The following is an 18,105-nucleotide window of genomic DNA, read 5'->3' on the forward strand; positions in this document are numbered from 1 at the left end:
CATTCCTCCTCGAAAGAAATTAAAACAGACCTCTCTCAAAAAGTTGAGAAAGGCCTGTTCATCCCTATGCAACATGCTCCTCTCTCATCTCCCAGAAGCCGCTATTCATACGGCTCCCGCAAGAATTAGCACCGTGCATTGCCCCTCGGGGGTTACAATGTCGGTTGCCGGGTATCATCGGGCCAGTCCCTCCACCTACTCTTGATAAGAAAGTTTATTCAGTTATCTCCTATCTTAATGGTTACCGGGCAAATGTCAAGTGCTTTTTGAAAAGTTGCACATAATAAACTTACAAAGAGAAAACTTATGTCTTTCACACGTTCGCAGCTTCCGGCGCCTTCATGGCGTGGAAAGGCGGTGTTCTCTCCGGCGCCGGCCGCATTCCGAACAAACCCTCCGGCTTCTTGTCCAATCATTTGCCCGCACCTCAAACCCTTCTCCCGCATAGGATAAAAAATCCCCAGGCATCGGGGACTAGCAGGAGAAAAGTACCAGAGTTTGATGCTTGAATCGTGGAAAATGTAGGTATATACTAGACAAGTGTTCGACACGGAATGATAAAGGGGGGAACATACGGATGGACGGGGACCGACCGAGTAGTAGACGCTTTACCCGGTACGATCATAATCGAATAGCAGCGAACCGGGGCCGGCACTCCAGCGTCCGTAGTTTCCCTACGGACCGGAGTGCTGTGCGCCGTTTCGCATAAAGAGGTGAAACGGATGAAAACACGCCTGGTACACAAGGGCGCTTTTACGCTGGTTGAAGACATTCACGAAGCGCTGACACCACCCGAATCCGGCTTTTACTGGATCGATGCGGATGTGGACGATCTGGAGCAGCTGCAGCCGCTCTTCCATCTTCACGATCTGGCCGTAGAGGATTGTCTCAGCGAAGAAGAACAGCGGCCCAAAATCGAAATTTACGACACGCACTATTTTATTGTAATTAACAGCATCCGGTTTGATGATGAAGAAATCTTTCTTCGCGCACTCAATATTTTTCTGGGCAGGCATTTCATCATTACCGTTACGAGACAGAAAATCCAGGAGCTCCGTGCCATCAAACCCTTTCTTTGGGATGAAGAGGTTAACAGCCCGGACCGCTTCCTGTATCATCTGGTTGACCTTGTCGTTGACAACTACGTCATTGTCGGGGACCGGATCGAAGATAAGATCGAGAAGCTTGAAGAAGATATCCTGATGCACACGAAAAAATCCCATTTGAACGAGATCGTCGGTCTCCGCGGGGAAATTTTGTGGCTGAAAAAAATGCTTGTGCCGCAGCGCGACGTCGTGGCGACGCTTAACCGCAAAGAACTGAAACTGATCGATAACCAGCTGCAAAAATATTTCGGCGACATTCACGAAAATGCCGTCAAAATCGTCGACACCTTCGATACGCTCCGCGATCTCATGGGCAACTTACGAGAAGCTTATCAGTCCAGCGTAGCGAACCGTGCGAACGAAATCATGCGTATTTTTACCGCACTGACCACGATCTTTATGCCTCTGACTTTTATCACCGGTATTTTCGGAATGAACTTTAACGATATTCTCGGGCTTCTGACCGTACCTTACGCGGATTTATTCATTTTCGGATTTATGGGTTTACTCGGGCTTTGCATGTTCCTACTCTTCCGTAAAAAAGGGTGGATTTGACTATGCAGAATGACGACGTTGACCTAACAAAGCATCGGCTTCCATTGTTCTTGACCAAGAACGAAATGGAAGCCGATGCTATTTTTGTGCCGTTTTTTATTTTTTAGGGGTGCTGAGTCCGCCGATATGCTGGTCGTATGCCTCAAAAATCTTGGCTGCAATGGGAGCCGCCCCGTAACGGCCGTAACCGCCTTCCGGTATGACAACTGCCACCGCCAGTTTAGGATTTTGAACGGGCGCAAAGGAAATGAGCACCGCATTATCGACCGTTCCGCCCGAAACCTGTTGCGTCGAAGTACCGGTTTTGCGCGCCACGGGAAACGGCAGCTTGTCGATGCCTTCCGCTCCGCTTTTCATCCCGTTAATGACGGTATCCCAATAAACTTTGGGAAGCTCGACTTTATTCAGAACTTCAGGTTCGTAACCTTTGACGACCTTGCCGTCGGCAGGGTCTAGGATTTCTTCGACGAACTGCGGTTTTATCCGCTTACCGCGGCTTCCGAGAGTAGCTGCAAACTGGGTAAGTTGAAGCGTGGTATACTTCCCGTTCTGACCCCATGATGCAAAAACCATCGCCGATTGATAACTGCTCGTTTTGGCGGCCGCATCGATTTCCGACATACCGTCATACTCCCACGGAAGGCCGCTTCCTGTTGTTACCCCGAGTCCAAATTCAGCCACCTGCTTTTCCCAGGCTTCGCCCGATTTGCGCTGATATTTATTATAAAACGGAATTCCAATTTTAGCAGACATGTAGGTGTTCGATGAAACTTCTATCGCCCTTGTGGGAGAAATCATACCTGTATAATGATTATCCGAGTTACGCACCGTACTGTTATCCTTCCCGTAAACAAAAGGAGCGTTATCATTGTAATAACTTCCGGGGGTGATTAAACCTTCCTTTAAACCTATCAAAATACTGAGCGGCTTAATGGTCGACCCCAAATATAAAATTGAAGAAGGGTGGCGCTTCTGCTGGTCATCCGGAAAGTTCGGCGGTGAGTTGCGGATAGTACCGTTGTTGACGAATTGTTTAACTTGCGGATAGATTTTCGGATCCATCCCACCCGTCCACAAATTCGTATCATAGTCCGGCATGGATGCCATAGCGACAATCTTGCCCGTCTCGACTTCCATCGCTACCGCGTAACCTGAACGGGCATACGGGGCGGCAAACCTTGCATAAGCAGATGGAGGGTTATGCAGCCATTTCAGCTGATCCATGATCGCCTGCTGGGCGGCAAGCTGTACGTTGGTATCGATCGTCAGTCGAAGATTCTTCCCTTTCTCGGGTTTTTCCAACGTCCCGTTGCCGACGATTTTTCCGGCCGCGTTTACCGGATAACTTTTCTTGCCGGGCTTTCCGCGGAGTTCGTCCTGATACATCATCTCCAGCCCGTCAAAGCCTACCGTTTCCCGAAGCAGATAACCGTCATCCGTCCGGCTCTTATAAAAATTAAGATTTGCGGTGTCATCGTATTTTTTCAGGTAGCCTACAAGCTGGGCGGCGATCCTCCGTTGGTCGTAGACCCGGATGCTCTCTTCGACAACCTCGACGCCGTGAAGTTCGTCCCGGTGGGAAAGAAGATAAGCAACCTCTTCCTTGTTTAAGTTGGCCTTTATTCTTCTGGGCTCTTTATAAGGCGTTTTGGGTTTAATCTTCTGCTTGTTGATGTCGAAATCCAGGTCCATAGCTTTCATGATATCTTGCATAGTCATCTTCGGCAGATTTTTGTCGCCAAGCTCACCCAGAATCTTCTCGAGCTTTTTGGCCGTCTCAATGATCGGTTCTTGATTTTTGGTGCCGCCCTCGACACGGAAATACAGCGATTCCGTGGAATTGGAAGTGGCAATCGGTACGCCGTCTCTACTCAATATATTGCCGCGTATAGGAGGAATGGCGGTATCCGTATTCATCCCGTTCGTTTTTGCGATCTGGAGTTCGGGCCCTTTAACGAATTGAAGGTAGGACAATTTAACGATAAGCACACAAAACAGGGCGAAAGTTGCGAAGAAAAAAATATTGATCCGTAGTGTAAAATGAATGCGTTTGTCCGCTTCTCTTTTGGCGGGGTCCTGCTCGGTATAAGGCGATTTCATAAGCCAGCCCTCTCTCACAATCTATACGTTCAAGTGTAGCAAAACCACCCTTTATTTACAATTGAACGGAGCCTCCAGACTGGTTACAAAAAGGTTAAGATTTAGGGAGAGGACTGGCGGCGGACGAGTCGGCAGGGTTCACCTTCCTGCTAACACCGGACCGGTCCGGAACACGGGACAAAGTCGTCTGTTTGCGGCTTTCCGGCTAACCGGCTTTCTGCCCGCCGTCCCGCTCCTTCGCCGCTTCCTCCTTCTGCTTACGTGTTTTGAATCTCAGCAGCCGCAGCCATTCATAGACGCCATCGGCTGTCTGGGCATCAGGCAGCTGCTCCCCGTACAAGCCCTGGAGGATCGGCTTCAGGTAGCGGTCTCCCATCTCGGCGAACAGACGTTCCGCCTCGGCCAGCTGCTCGGACGGCACTTTGGCAAGCTCACTCTCAATGCCTGCAAGCACATCGTAGCCATCCCGCTCCAGCTCTTCCAGCAAAGCAACCAGCTCCCGTGAAGTAAAAGATAGCTCGGTCCGGAGCTCTGCCAGGCTGCTTCCGCTTGCCATCGCTTCCAGAAGTCTGCGCTTGCCCGACTGGCGCGCCGCCTCTTTCTGCACCCGGCGTTCCAACTGCCGGTTCATCCAGGCTTCGAACTGCGAACGGTCTGTGGCGCCCGCAACCCAATCCAGCGGAAAATCCGTCTGGCGCTGCTTGTCTCTCGTGATCCGCAATACATCGCCACCGTACTTGGAAGCCCGGTTCTGCCCGAAGCCCGGAATGTGAAGCAATTCCTCCAAAGATTGCGGGCAAAATGCGGCGATCATCTGCAGCATCCGGTTGGACGCCAAAATAAACGGCGAACGGCCTTCTTTAAAAGATTGTTCGCGTCTCCAAGCTCTCAGTTCTTCGTAGAGAGTCTCATCGGCATTAATCTCACCGTAGTACTGAAGAAGCTGAGTCATCTCCGCTTTGGCGGACAAGCCCGCCTGCTCTTCCCCGATTCCCCGGAGCATAGGCTTAAACCCTTCCGCAAGCTTCAGTTGAAGCCCTCTTTTGATAGCACCGACAAGTTCCTCCCAAGAGATTCCTTCATACCAGATATCCTGGACCGGCTTGCCGTTCTCGTTACCTTCATTCCACATGGCCTGCCAGATTCCCGTCTTCTCTCCCGCAAAAAATTGGGCCTGCTTAACTTTCCCTTCTTCCACTTGTTTCTCCAAAGTCGTTAAATAAATGACGTTCATACCTTTCCTCCTCTATTTTGATTGTGAATAAGGCCCGGAAACGCAAAAAGCACCTCTCCATTATGCGTAATAAAACGCAAGCGGAGAGGTGCTTCCTCTGTACACTGAGCTATATCCTAAATCCTACCATACTTGATCCTATTTTACAAGAATCTATCTTTTAAAGAACTCTATTGCTATCCGATCGGCTTTCTTTGGGAAAGGAAAGTAAAATCCCGGTCTTATCGTCCGAACGCTTGAAGCGGTGCACGCTGCGGCATTCGGGGTCGTCTTTCTCGAACGCTTCCAGCTCGTTAACATAAGCTTCCAACCCTGCCGCGATTACCGCCCGGACCCATTCCTCCGGGCTCTTCCGGTGCTCTTCCCGATACGGGTAAATCCCGTCCGTGACGAGCAGCAGGTGCGCCAGCCCCGAGCGGGCGATATTCCCGCCCTCCAAGTGCCGGGCCAGCGCGTCATCGCCGTTGATGACGCTGTAGCCGCCGGGGCGGTTGGCGCGCCTGCGGTTCGCCCGCAGCGCTTCCGTCACTTCCGGCGGCTGGACCCTGCGCTCCCACTCGCCGGGATATTCCCGGCGCCAGAGCGCCAGTGCGCGTTCGTCGTGGGGCTCCACGGAGTCCCGCGTCACCGCGCGCACCACGCCGTCCTCGTAGACGGCGTAAACCATGCAGTCGCCTGATTGCACCCAGGCGACGCGATCCTCGTCCACGCGTACGATGGCGTGGACGGCGCCCCACCGGCTCCCGGTGTCTTCGGAGCGCCCCTGCAGGCGCTCCATTTCCCCGTGCAGCCGCGCATTCGCCTCGAGCGTCGTACGCTCGAGATCGGCTCCGCCGGCGCCGGCGAAGCAGGACGCCACAAGCGCCGACGCGATACGGCCCGCAGTTCGGCCTCGCGCGTCCCGATACGGCGTCAGGCCCGAAACGCCGTCGATCACGCCGAACACGCCTGCTTCAGGCGCCAAGAGAAGCGCATCCTCGTTGCATACTCCCTGTCCCTGCCGGATAACACTTTCCATTTTGAATGAATGCGGCGGCATACTTTTCTCCCCTTTTCCAAACAAGTTTCATGACCGGTCATTCACCGAAGCCTGGACCTTTGTCGGGGCCCCGCCTCATACCGGGGTCCGTTACGCCGGTCCGTTGTCCGATGTACAATTGGTTTATAAACAAAGTCGCTTAAGTGACTCATTCCCTTACTAAAAAAGGAGGCAGCCCGCCATGACAAAAACCGCACACGACCGCCGCGTCCAGAAAAGCGTAAGCATCGTTCTCTCCATCCTTCTCCTGGGCTCCAAATCCGCCCATTTTCCAGAGAAATTATAGAAATACACCTGAGTTTAAAACACCATACCATACCATTCATATATCAACAACGAAACTTCCCGGCACGGGTATATAGTTCGCTGCCGCTGTCCGATTTTGTGGCCAGCTCGCATTTGACCGCTTCTTCAGTTTCGCTTATTCCGAACCTTACCGCTCGGTCTTATCATACCTTATAACACTCGAACCGGGCAAAATTCTTTCCTTCAGACAACATTAAAAAGCGGAATCATCTTTTTTCTCCGTTTTCGGGACCGCTCTTGGACGCCGCGCCCCGCTTCCTATATAATCGGGAGTATTAACCGGTAAATGGAGTGAACGTGATGTCCGAATTTGATTTTTTATATGACCACACCGAAGATACATCCACCCGCTTTGTCTGCTTTGTAGGCTCGTCTCTTCACCGCTTCGATCTGGCGGTCACGAACACCAACCGCTTTTACGGCAAAAAAATGATCACCGATCTGCAATCCGGTAAAACCGCCATTATCGGTCCCGACGATTTGAATGAAGAAGGCTATCTCGAACACGTGTACAAAATTTCGGAGGAAGAAGCCGAGGAGCTTCGCTCTTTCCTTTTCCAGATCGTGGGAAGCGTGAATTTTACGGATATTTGACGCCTCCGGGGGAGAAAATGGGAAAAGACCACAAACCGCGCCTTAACCGGCCGTTTGATCAGGAGGTTTCCCATGGGTGATGAATTTTTGAAAGAAGAAAGCCGGGGCGCTGACCTGTCTACCGTCGAGTCCCAGCGGAACGATACGATCCCCGAAGAATTCCCGGAAGGTCCTTACGGCTCGTCCGTCCTGAGCGAATCGCTCGGTAAAAGCACTCCGTGGCGGGACGACCAGCGTCCTACGAACCGGTTCCGCTACGAAAACCGCGAGCTTCATTACGGTATCGAGCGGGATTATCCCGGCGACGACCAGTCGGAAGAGACACCCGGACCTTAAATCGCTCAAGCCGCGCAAACTCCCAGCGTGCGGTGCCGCGAGGCATGACGGTTGGCAGTAGCTTTCCTCTCGAAACAAAAATCCCCGTACCGGGTCTCAAGGCTTCCGGTTGACGGGGATTGTTTTTTTCGAGCGGATGATCCTAAATAATCAGACTGCTCATGGAAAACGCGACGCCGACATAGACCGCGAACAGCATAATGCCTACCGCCACATTGCCGTCCTTAAGCTGCTCGGACAGTTTGACGCCCGGGGTCAGCAAGTCGAAAACGAAGTAGGTGAGAAGCAGGCAGACGTAACCGATCGCAAACCACATGGCCATATGAAAGATCGAGGAGTTCGTGTAAGCCGCAACGCCGAGAATTATGGCCGTTCCGAAAAATTTCCCGCCCAGCGCCAGAGCTACCGCTTTATTGCCTTTGCGGAGCTCCTCCATGTCGTTAAACGGTGTAATCCAGTTAAAAATGACCATGCCGATAACCTGTAAAGCCACAATGACGATAAAGCTGACTAAAATATTCAAGGCGATCATTCCGCCCACCCCCTGAACTTGGACATGGCCAAATCATAATTCGAGAAATCGTGCACTTCTTCAAGGACGATTTTTACGCGTTTCTTGTCTTTAATCGCCGTATAGCGTTCATCCGAAATCGGCTGTTTCACCTTATGTCCCGAAGGCATGGAGACGACGGCGAAGTCCCGGTGTTTATCCCCGTACTGCGTCTTGTAGACGCCGACGAGATCAACCTCGGTCTGTACTTCTGTCTTGAGCTGGCTCATGTCCGTCTTTGCCGCGCTTTCGGTTTTAAATGTTTTCAGCGGGGTCCAGCCCGAAAGCTTGACATCGTTCTTCCCGTCGGCTCCGGTTTTCATTTCCGCAGTCATAAAGCTCAGCACCCAAACCTGATCTCCTGTCGCGAAATTGCCGTCGTTCGGCAGCATATCGTTGTTCGGCAGCAGCGTCATGTCGCCCCCGATGAGATCCCCTACCTTGGCCTGCTCGACTTTATAATCCCACGGAACTACGCTGGATTCGGTCGTAGCCCCGCCGTTGCCTCCCGTGCTTTTCTTATCGGAGCATGCGCCGATTAGCCCGAAAATCAGGAGAAGGACAAGCGCCGAGAAAATCCCGATCACGATCCGGCTCCGCTTCTTGCCCGATCTGTATCTGCTGTTCATCGCAGGTCTGCTCATTTCTGTTCAACTCCTATCGCCACAAAATGACTCGCATTGCCGGTAATCAAACCTCCTGCACGGCCCAGCAGGCCGCAAGGCTGTCCGTTGATGACAAACATCCCGGTAAGCAGCCGGTATTCTCCATGGGTGAGTGATATTTGCGGCAAATCCGCCCGGGCCTGATACACGTTCGTAAAAAGAGTGCTTGTATCGAAGCCGTCCTCATCCTGGATATCCATTTCGCCCGAAGCGCCGTACATCCGAACGGAGCCTCCTTCGCGGCCGAACATCGATTTGGACACGTAGCTGGTTTCCAAAACCGGCTGATTGTAAGTCGGCAGCATGTAACGTTCAATGGTCCGGTGCTCTTCCGGCGTAAACAACGGGGCCATCATCTCATGGAGACCCCAGATAACGGCCTGCAGTCCCTTGGATTGCAGAATAATCGCGTGAAGAGGATTAAACAGCTGCAAATGGCCGTTCTCAATGGAGTACGCGAGAGCTTCCCCTCCGTCGTCCACACCCATCCACTCTTTCGGATAGAGGGCGAACATGCTCCGGATTTCCCGGTTCTCCCCGTCTTTGAGAATGCCTTCGTCCACCCACAGATCCAGACAATCCACCGGCCGGACTTCAAGTCCGCTGTGACGGATCAGCATATCGACGGTACCCGAATCTTCCAAGTGTTTGCCGTAATCTATGCATGCGGCAGCCTCCGGCATCTCTTCCGACCAGGCTTGGCGGACGAGATCCGGCATTGCCGTATTAGGGCTGTGACCGCCGTACCGGCTGCACATCCACGGAGTGACAACGGATGCCTCCACGTATCCGGTCGGAGTATCCGCATTCAGCTCCAGAAGCTTGATATCCCCTTCCTGGGATATGCTAAAATCGAAGCGGGCATAGCGGCTGAGGAGTCCCTTCGGCCCCGGTTCCAGTCCGTCCAGACCGTCCCAAAGCACCTCCGGAATGCTCAGCATGTCATACAAATCCCGCCGGCCAATAACAAAACGTGCTCCTTTATCGAAAATGTCCCACAAGAGCCTCGACGCTTGGTTCAGCTCTTCGTAAACACACCGGTCCATAAGTACGAGCTGGTCGACCCAGTACTGCTCCTGCTCCAGATCGGCCCATGTAAAACCCATCCGGCCCAGCTCGGCTACATAAGCCTTGCGGTCCTCATGCGGCTGCCCGAGTACCTTGAATGTCCGGCTGTCCATCAGCTTCCGCTGGAGGAGCTGCCCGACGAGCTGAATCCGCCCGACTTGCCGCCGATACTGCCGGACGACGAGGACGAGGATTTGCTCGATGAACCGGAGGATACGGAGCCTGAAGAGCTGGACGTTCCGGATTTCGTGCTTGTGGAGCCGCTGCTCGTCGAGCTCTTGCCAGTGGACGAGCTTTTGCTGGAGCTGTTCCGCGAATTAATCGTCGATTTGCTGTTAAAAGCTCCCGTTGTTTTCGAAGTTTTCGGCTTAACCGTGGAATTCGCTGTTTGTTTGTTTTGAAACTTCGTTGAATCGTAAGTCGGCACCGAGTAAGGCTTCTTAGTCCGGTAATCGTAAGACGGACGCGAGCTGGACCAGCCGCTCGACGAGTAGGAGCCGCCGCTGTTAAAGATCAGATGATACAGCATCAGGTCGGTCCAGTCGAGGCCGTTGTTGTACACGATCGGAGCGGTTGTGCCGACTCCGGCCCCTGTGCCGCCCGTGCCTACGCCTGCGGAAGGAGTCGGAGTCGGGGTCGCTCCCGGTTTATCAAGCTGCTCCGGAAGCGGAATGTTCCAGTCCGCGCTCGGATCGAAATAGGTTTTGACATCTTCGTTGGACCATTCGATGATTTGCGGCTCGCCCGCTTTGCTCTCGGCATAGACCGCCGGAATCAGCAGCAGATTCGCCGCCAGCACGACGCCGAGCGACGTGTTCAGCACACGAAGCGGCTTCGGAGTACGCCTCCTGCGGGAGGCATGCGCCTCCGCCGCTTTGTCCGCGGCAGCCGCACGTGCGGCAAGCACCGCTTCGGGAGAGCCCGCTTCGGGCGCTCCGGCCGTATCCGCTGCAACCGCTTCCGCTGCGCTCTCGCCCGCCGCAGCTTTGAGGTTTGCAGCCGCTTCCGTATCGTTAAGCCCGCCTGCGTTGTTGTTCAGATTGTCGTTCATTGCAAGTCCCTCCAATTCTGACTTCTTACTCACTCGCTTGCTTATTTATGGGCAGTACCAGCACTTCCAGCTTCTGATTCTCTACATCGAGCCTTCCTTCGATCATTTCGTACTCTTTGCCGCCGACTAACAGAAAATTGGCGTGTTCCATCAACGATAACATCGTCGCATTCCAATTACGCTCGTCAATCGTCTTCAATTCGCCGTTTTCCAATTTTTCAATAATCAATACGTTAGCTTCCATTTTTTTCATCCTTTCAAAATGCGGTTAGGAAATTATCATGCTATTTCTAACGTTTGAGCGGCGATTTTGTTTCATTTTTTTCCGAAATGCTGTAAAGAGCTCATTCCCTAACATACCAAAAACATGAAATGGTGGGAACCCTTTTATGACATTTTAGTAAGAAGAACGGACGTAAATGAACAATCAAAAAGCGATCCGCCGGCCGGAGCCGAACGAATCGCCTTTGAATTCCATAAGGGCCGGCAAGCCGGACTCCGTCCTGTACCGGTCTGTTATATATTATCGGCATAGATAAGAGCGTATCGGTCGGATCAAGAACCTGCAGGCGCTATAGCGTTACACGTTCCCTTTCGTTTCCCTACAAAAAAGCCGGCTGGCCGACCAGCTTGGCCAATCCCTTGAACTCCAGCTCCTCGAACTTCGTGAGCACCCGCTCGTGATCGATGGCCCAGCAGCACTCCTCCAGCGCGCAGGCGACCGGAACCTTGAGGAAAATCGTCGCCAGCTCCCTGGACATATGAAGCATATCGAGCTGCGCCTCGATCTTCGCCCGCACGCCTTTCGGAAGCTCGGCCATATTCTCGAGAATCCCTTCGATGGTGCCGTACTGCTGAATCAGCTTCAGCGCCGTTTTCTCTCCGATGCCTTTTACTCCCGGATAGTTGTCGCTGGTGTCGCCCATCAGCCCTTTCATATCAATGATCTGGGCCGCGGTCAGATTCCGCTCCTCCAGGAGCAGGTCCGGCGTGTATACGGCATAATTGCCGTGGCCTTTTTTCATAATAATGACGCTTACGCTGTCGTCCACGAGCTGAAGCAGATCGTGATCCCCGGTCAGGATGAACACATCCGCGGAATCTTTGTACGCATGCGCCAGCGTTCCGATGCAATCGTCCGCTTCATAGCCGCTCATTCCCACGTTCGGTACTCCGAAACTGTCCACAACTTCTTTGACGAGGTCAAACTGGGGAATAAGGTCTTCGGGCGCAGCGGCCCGGTTAGCCTTGTAATCCGTGAACTGCTCGGAACGGAACGTTTTGGCGCCCATATCCCAGCATACGATAACGTGCGACGGAGAAAAGGTCTGGACGGCGTCCCAGAAATACCGCACGAAACCGTATACGGCATTCGTCGGCACCCCCGCGCTCGTCCGTTTAATATATCCGGTCACAGCCGATGCGTAGTAAGCCCGGAACAGCAGGGCCATTCCGTCTACCAGCAGGACTGAAGGTCTGGTTTGTGTCACAAATATCTCTCCCATCATGGGCCGAACCCTGATTCTTCCCCTCTATTATACCACATGGGGCAAGCCTTCCTTTACAAGAAACGGTTGATAGAGTGAACAATTGTTTCCATGTCTTCAGAAAAAGCCCCAGCCCGGCAGCCAGCGCAGCCAGCCGGTGTACGAATCATCCACGACCAGACCCGAAAGCAGCGGATAAAAGACGGCGAACAGCACGGCTGCGCCGGCCAGATAAACATAAATCCACCGTTTTAGCTTCGGCCTGGTCTCGATAAGATGCCGGAGGAAGAAGGTAACCATCAAAATCATAAACGGAACCATGGCGAAATAATGATAAATAAATGTCAGTCTCGGCACAAGCATCCACGGCAGATATTGGGATGCGTACGCAATCAGCAAAAACCGGAGCGGCTTGTTTTTCGTTTTAACGGCAGCCCACAGGGCAAGCAGGACGCAGATAAGCCCCGGCCACCAGACGAGCGGATTCCCGAACGATACGATGCTCGACATGCTGCCGGGCGGAACGAACTCGCCTTTGTAGTACCAGATCGGCCTGAGCATCAGCGGCCATTCCCACCAGCTTGAAGCAAACGGATGGGTCGCTACTAATCCGCTGTGGTAGCTGTACATATGCTGTTGGTACGTGACCACATCGGCGAGCCCATGCCCCGGACCCGGCACCAGCATAAACGGAATGTAGGACGCCGTATAAATGGCAGCCGGAATCATTACGTAGAAGACCACGCAGAAAAGCAGCGTATATATCGTATTCCTGGGGAACTTCCGCACGATATGCCGCCACCGTTTCCGGTCCTCGTCGCTGCTTTCCGCGGTATGAAAACGTTCGAACACGCCCGGAATGTGCGGCTGTGCGGCTTCACCGTAAGCGGCGGATGCGCTTGACGCATCGCCTTCTCTCGCCGATCCTCCCGCGTTCCATACCCCATCCGGCCCCTCCGCCGTGGAAGCCTCACGGCTCCACTCGGCAAGACTGCGGCGTGCCTGTCTGTACTCGCCGAACCGCTCCCAGAGCGATAGGGCGAGCAGCACGGCAAGACCGGCCCCGCCGTAGATCACAATCCACTTGGAGGCGGCGCCGATGCCGAACGTGACGCCCGCAAGTCCGAGCGGAAGCAGCGTTTTGCGCAGCGGTACGTCATAGAAGCTTAGCGTCGTATAGCGGTACATGAAGGCAAACATCAGCATGATAAAAAATACACCGTACACGTCGATGGTAGATATCCGCGTCTGGGCAAAATGCATAAAATCAACGGCGAACAGAATCATCGCCATGGCCGCATACTCCGTCCGGCCGAACAATCGCTTCGCCATCACATACATGAGAGGCAGCATCGCGACGCCGAACAGCGTGCCGACAATGCGCCAGCCGAACGGGTTCATTCCGAACAGGGCGACACCCGCCGAGATCAGAATTTTGCCCAGAGGCGGATGCGTGCTCTCATAAGGCTCGATCCGGTGCAGATGCTCGTAAGCCGTCCGGGCGTGATAGATTTCGTCGAAATATGTACCGTCTTTATAGCCGGGGGCCGCAGGCACGATTGCCTGTTCATCGAATACTTTCCGGTGTTCCCCGGAATTTTGCGTATCGTCTCCCGGCAGAACGCTTACCGGCAGAGGCGTGTCGGACGTGCCGTCGAAGAAGGCCATCTCATGCAGGGCGAACCCGGTGGCAAGCGGCGTGATCTTTACATACCGGGCATCGCGGTCCGTCTTGACGACATTCCAGGTAAATACCTTGGTATAATCCGATTTCACGTCGATCGGCTCGTTCCAGGTGACCCCGTCCATGGAGAATTCGTACCGGAATTCGCCTTCTCCGGCGCCGGCAAAATCATGGATGCGCGTCAGATGCTTCGTCGCGCCGAGATCGGCGACGACGGCCTCCGTCTGACTCGCAGGCTTCCAGAACGTCTGGGGCGCGTCGAACGACCCCAGGTTGACCAGCGCAATCACCGCGTAGATCGCGGTGATGCCGCCCATCAGCCAGCCGTCCTTCTTCGTCAGAAGCGGCTGTCTGGCCGCCACGGCTCCGTCCCGGTCCCACACGACGGAGCCCCGGTTCATGACGCCGGCGAAGAGACCCTTCCCGGCGTCGGCACTGCCTTGGGGCCGGGCGTCCGCTCCGGCGGCTTTTTGCGCCCATGCGCGCGCAGCCTGCCACGCCATCGCGAACAGAATTACGTTCAGCAGGGACATCAGGATGAGAACCGGATCGTGTTTGGGGATGTGGAACACCCCCTTCGCGCTTTTCCAGAGCACATAGCCCACATTCGCGAAATGCGTCACGGAAAAACCGGCGAACAGCATAAGCAGCCTCCGGTCCTTCGTCCGCAAATAAGCGGCCAGCAGCAGGAGCAGTCCGTAGAATAAATATCGTTCGTGCATTTTGGTCATCAGCATAAACGCGCTTGCGGCGAACAGGAAACCCGCGTACAAGCCCGCGCCCTTCCTGCCCATGTTTTTGGCAAAGAACGCCAGAACGAACAGGAGCGACAGCGCAAACAGCAGCGTGCCCCAAGCCCCGTACGTCAGCGAGAAGAGGCGCCCGTCAACCGACTCGAAATTGCCGCCGAGCAGCGCCAGCAGGTTGAAGGCATTCAGCGAAGCGTACGGGTATGAAGCCAGCGTGCCGAAATACAGCTTGGGCAGCCAAAGCACCTCCATCTTCCAGGCGAAAGGCAGGGCCGGCAGCAGAAAGGCAGCCGCTCCGGCGGCTGCGCTGACCGCAAGCTCCCGTCCGAATCCTTTCTGCCGGACCCGCCAGAGAAGAGCCAGCAGGAAGAACGGGCCGAACAGCAGGCCCTGCGGTTTTAGCAGAACCGCCAGTCCCAGGTAAACCGCCGCTGCCGGGAACTTTTTGTCTTCCACGCGCAGCAGGGACAGAAGAACGAAAAGCATAAACAGCGAATCCACCTGGCCCCAGGCCGCCGAATTGATCCATACGGCCGGATTCAGCATATACAGCGAAGCCAGCACGGCGGCAAGCCGTACATTTACGGAACGCAGAGCCAGCCGGTACAGAAGAACCGAAGCCAGCAGATCCGCCAGCATAGGAGGTGTTTTCAGCAGGACCAGAGAGAGTCCCGTTCCCCATTCGATCCCGAACAGATGATGGGCGGCGCCGATAAGGTAAAGAATGTACATATACCCCGGCGGGTAATCCAGAAAATAGCCCGGATCGGTATAAAGATTTCCGAATCCGACCGTAAACGCCCGATCCGCCCAGGCCATAAACGTGCGTACATCGGCTTCGTAGCCAAAAACATTCGGAGCCACGAGAAAGCGGATGAGAACGGCTGCCACCAGCGCCAGAGCGAACATAGCGTGCCGAACATTCGCCTCCTTAGGCATCGTTTCCCCGATTTGCATGCGTTCACTCCTTTACAGCTTTGTAAATCCAACGTATTTCTTCCTATTATGGAGGAACGGTCCCTTGATTGGCAAACACATTTACCTTGGGCCCCTCCGTGCCCCCTGACGACACCGCGTCTCTTGTACCGGCCTCCGTCCGTAAGCATACAAAAAAACCGGATCTTGGGACACCGCCCTGTTCGGGCAGACGTCTTCCAATCCGGTTGTTCGTTAATTCGTCTAAGCCAGCGAGGCCGGCTTTAATCCGTCCGGCTCGATGCCTTCCAGGAAAAAGCTCACGAGCTTGCCGTGCTTGCGCAGTGACTTTTCATGAATGAGATTTAATTTGCCGTTATCGAGCGAACCGAAAATGTAGATCAGTTCCTCGTTGCCGTGCGACCAGTCGAAGCCTTCGAGAATCCTCAGGCATGACGTCCATTCCGGGTTGTATACCCCGTTCTGGAACAAGAACTGGTTGGCATACAACGCAAGGCTCTCCTGCATAACCCGGTTGGCGGAGGTCACCTGGACAAGCCCGGGCTGCTCCGGCATCATCGGCAGAATCGTGTTATAGAACTGGTGCAAAATTTCCACGTACGTAGCCGTCTCCTTGCGGATTTTGCGCTGCAGCTCGTAAGACGACTGCATTTTGCCCGAGAAGAGCATGACCGCCGTCGAATACATCCACGACAGACACGTGAAATTCCGATTGAAAGCCGTCAAATTGCTGCGCTTCTCCACGCCGGCCTCTTTCAGCAGCATGTTGTGATCGACAACTTGCTGGATCACGAGATTGAGCGGATCAACGGAGTCGAACGAATGCCCGAGTTCTTTGCTCACAAGCTGCACCTTCGAGTTGATGTCCCCGAAAAGCTGCTGCTCTTCCACCTCGTTAAGCCCGATGTAGATTTGTACGGCCAGCTCGCTTTCCATCAGACCCAGCCGCCGGGTTTCCATCTGCTCCAGCAGGCCGTTCACTTGAGCGATTTCGTCGGCCAGTTCCTGGTTGTCCGTTTCTTTACGATGGCGAACTCGCAGGGAAGCCAGCTTGCGTTCGGTTCGCTTCACTTCCTTCTGCATCTGTTCATTCACAAACCCAAGGGCCAGGATCCGGTGCTGCCCGTCGATAATGCTGAGCTTGGACCCGTGCCGCAGATACAGCTCCTCGCTCGTGCGGGTAAGCTGGCTCACATCGCGCAGCGACAGCGTTACCGGGCCGAAGAACACCTGGTCGAGCTCGCGCTCCTGGAGATAATTCGAGATTTTACGGCGCTGCATCTTGCTCAGCTTGCGCTGCACGATGGCGTCGATCATCGTATAGTTGAGCAGATCCTGCACCTTAAGGGCCACAGTCGCGAGGCCGAAACGCTCACAGAACGGGTGAATCGTCATTCGCAGGCATAATCCATCCATCAGCCGACATCCTCCTTATCGCTGATCAGGAACAAATGCTGCTCCTGGTAGAACGAGCGGATATACTGATAAGCTTTCATAATCCGCGAACGGCGCGGAAGCCGGTCCTTCTCGTCTCCGCTGAAAATCGCGTTCCAGTCGATATGAGGCAGGATTTTCGTGGCGTATTCCAGCGCATAGCGGTTGAACTTCGCGCTTTTGGTCGCTTCCTCGTGGAAGAAGAGCGCAAGCGCGATTTGAATGTTCTCCGACCAGGCAGGCTCGCCCTTCACCGGCTCAGGCAAATATTTCAGCAGCTGTTGGAAGTAAAAGGAACTGGTCGACAGATGATCCGTTACCTCCTCTTCTTCATAATGGTAGCCGTTGTTGCGGGCGCCGGACTTCATCCGTCCTTCGAACAAGGCAACCAGAATTTCGATCAGAAGGTGATACGTGAAAAGGAATTCCGGCGCTTTTCCGCGCTCGGAAAACATATCGACCGGGATGTGCTGCATCACCGGAGCCTTCTCTACGAGCTGCGAGGCGGTCACGTGATAGAAACGACGCTGGTCCCGGAGAACCGCCAGATTGCCGCCGATTTTGCGCGGAAGCTTGTTAATGTCCGAGAACAGCTGGCGTTCCTGGCGCGCGTCGATGTCCAGATAGATCATCGTCGAAACCGGGAATGCATACAGTCGGCTCAGCTTTTCCGTGATTTCTTCCATCCGGTCGTATTCCCTGCGGTCTTTGGCGCGCGCCATCTGGCTTTGAAGCGTTTCCATCAAACGCTGGAAGGCCGCCAGCCTGTGCTGCCCGTCGACTACATACAATTTCTCAATCGGCTGCAGTTGGAACACATGCTGCTCGGAATCATAGCTTCCGGCCCCTCTTGCGGAGAAAATAACACCCGGGAAATAAATCGGCTGATGGTTATCCAGATAGAGCGAAACATAATCCATCAGCTTGCTGAGATTGCGCGGAATGATAGCACGCTGAACTTCCAGATCCACCTCGTAAATAGAAAAAAGCTTGCTAATAGGCAAAGTTGTCGAAAGCGTCGCTTGTCCAAAAGTTTGGCCGAGCACACCCGGAATTTCCACAAGGGAAGAAGGCTTCTGTTGGGACAGCAGCTCGGACAGCGAAAAGATAGAATCCATAATTAACTCCTTTCAACCCTGTTTCATAGAGGAACCTCTATTACTTTACTCATTCTTGTCATTTTCCCCTTCTTTAAAACGGGTCGTTTGGAA

At 54.0% G+C, this 18,105-nt stretch carries 15 protein-coding genes and 1 riboswitch; of the genes, 3 read left to right on the top strand and 12 right to left on the bottom strand.

Features of this window, described 5'->3' with window-relative positions; all coding sequences use genetic code 11:
* Window positions 1–81: 81 nt before the first annotated feature.
* A riboswitch (SAM riboswitch) is annotated at window positions 82–211 on the bottom strand.
* Window positions 212–722: 511 nt separating this feature from the next.
* Window positions 723–1,661, top strand: coding sequence for a magnesium/cobalt transporter CorA (gene corA / locus AC58P5_RS13265; RefSeq protein WP_497387133.1), 939 nt, complete (start codon window positions 723–725; stop codon window positions 1,659–1,661).
* 96 nt (window positions 1,662–1,757) lie between these two features.
* Here the strand turns inward: corA and AC58P5_RS13270 are convergent, their stop codons facing one another.
* From AC58P5_RS13270 to AC58P5_RS13280, 3 genes are all read right to left on the bottom strand, one after another.
* A complete protein-coding gene (locus tag AC58P5_RS13270; RefSeq protein WP_497387134.1) occupies window positions 1,758–3,761 on the bottom strand; it encodes a peptidoglycan D,D-transpeptidase FtsI family protein in 2,004 nt (667 codons plus the stop codon).
* Between the two features lie 205 nt (window positions 3,762–3,966).
* Window positions 3,967–4,995: an HRDC domain-containing protein gene (locus AC58P5_RS13275; protein ID WP_497387135.1), complete on the bottom strand. Its 1,029-nt coding sequence runs from the start codon at window positions 4,993–4,995 to the stop codon at window positions 3,967–3,969.
* Window positions 4,996–5,155: 160 nt separating this feature from the next.
* On the bottom strand, window positions 5,156–6,034 hold the full coding sequence (locus tag AC58P5_RS13280; protein ID WP_497387136.1) for a protein phosphatase 2C domain-containing protein: 879 nt from the start codon (window positions 6,032–6,034) through the stop codon (window positions 5,156–5,158).
* Window positions 6,035–6,640: 606 nt separating this feature from the next.
* On the opposite strand from AC58P5_RS13280, the gene AC58P5_RS13285 reads away from it, so the two are divergent.
* Window positions 6,641–6,934, top strand: a complete 294-nt coding sequence (locus AC58P5_RS13285; RefSeq protein ID WP_497387137.1) for a DUF3055 domain-containing protein — start codon at window positions 6,641–6,643, stop codon at window positions 6,932–6,934.
* 72 nt (window positions 6,935–7,006) lie between these two features.
* Window positions 7,007–7,270 carry a hypothetical protein gene (locus AC58P5_RS13290; protein ID WP_042229375.1) on the top strand — a complete coding sequence of 88 codons (264 nt, stop codon included), beginning with the start codon at window positions 7,007–7,009 and terminating at the stop codon, window positions 7,268–7,270.
* Window positions 7,271–7,412: 142 nt separating this feature from the next.
* Here AC58P5_RS13290 and AC58P5_RS13295 read toward each other — a convergent pair whose 3' ends face one another.
* The 9 genes from AC58P5_RS13295 to AC58P5_RS13335 all read right to left on the bottom strand — a co-directional run bounded on the left by AC58P5_RS13295 (window position 7,413) and on the right by AC58P5_RS13335 (window position 18,012).
* Window positions 7,413–7,802, bottom strand: a complete 390-nt coding sequence (locus AC58P5_RS13295; RefSeq protein ID WP_497387138.1) for a DUF350 domain-containing protein — start codon at window positions 7,800–7,802, stop codon at window positions 7,413–7,415.
* On the bottom strand, window positions 7,799–8,464 hold the full coding sequence (locus AC58P5_RS13300) for a signal peptide protein (RefSeq protein ID WP_497387140.1): 666 nt from the start codon (window positions 8,462–8,464) through the stop codon (window positions 7,799–7,801). Before AC58P5_RS13300 ends, AC58P5_RS13295 begins: the two co-directional genes overlap by 4 nt.
* A complete protein-coding gene (locus tag AC58P5_RS13305) occupies window positions 8,461–9,666 on the bottom strand; it encodes a glutathionylspermidine synthase family protein (protein WP_497387142.1) in 1,206 nt (401 codons plus the stop codon). Before AC58P5_RS13305 ends, AC58P5_RS13300 begins: the two co-directional genes overlap by 4 nt.
* Entirely contained in the window at window positions 9,666–10,604 is a 939-nt protein-coding gene (locus tag AC58P5_RS13310; protein WP_497387144.1) for a hypothetical protein, read from the bottom strand. The genes AC58P5_RS13305 and AC58P5_RS13310 overlap by 1 nt, the downstream gene beginning before the upstream one ends.
* A 25-nt stretch (window positions 10,605–10,629) precedes the next feature.
* Window positions 10,630–10,848 (bottom strand): hypothetical protein, encoded by a 219-nt coding sequence (locus tag AC58P5_RS13315; RefSeq protein ID WP_497387146.1) that lies wholly within the window; start codon window positions 10,846–10,848, stop codon window positions 10,630–10,632.
* A 358-nt stretch (window positions 10,849–11,206) separates the two neighbouring features.
* Window positions 11,207–12,112, bottom strand: coding sequence for a 5'-3' exonuclease (locus tag AC58P5_RS13320; RefSeq protein ID WP_497387148.1), 906 nt, complete (start codon window positions 12,110–12,112; stop codon window positions 11,207–11,209).
* Window positions 12,113–12,208: 96 nt separating this feature from the next.
* The gene (locus AC58P5_RS13325) at window positions 12,209–15,481 is read right to left on the bottom strand and encodes a glycosyltransferase family 39 protein (protein WP_497387150.1); all 3,273 of its coding nucleotides are present in this window, start codon (window positions 15,479–15,481) and stop codon (window positions 12,209–12,211) included.
* 222 nt (window positions 15,482–15,703) lie between these two features.
* Window positions 15,704–16,876 carry a DNA sulfur modification protein DndB gene (locus tag AC58P5_RS13330; protein ID WP_497387152.1) on the bottom strand — a complete coding sequence of 391 codons (1,173 nt, stop codon included), beginning with the start codon at window positions 16,874–16,876 and terminating at the stop codon, window positions 15,704–15,706.
* Window positions 16,876–18,012, bottom strand: a complete 1,137-nt coding sequence (locus AC58P5_RS13335; RefSeq protein WP_497387154.1) for a DNA sulfur modification protein DndB — start codon at window positions 18,010–18,012, stop codon at window positions 16,876–16,878. The genes AC58P5_RS13330 and AC58P5_RS13335 overlap by 1 nt, the downstream gene beginning before the upstream one ends.
* Window positions 18,013–18,105 lie beyond the last annotated feature (93 nt).

Source organism: Paenibacillus sp. JT31N7, assembly GCF_059692095.1.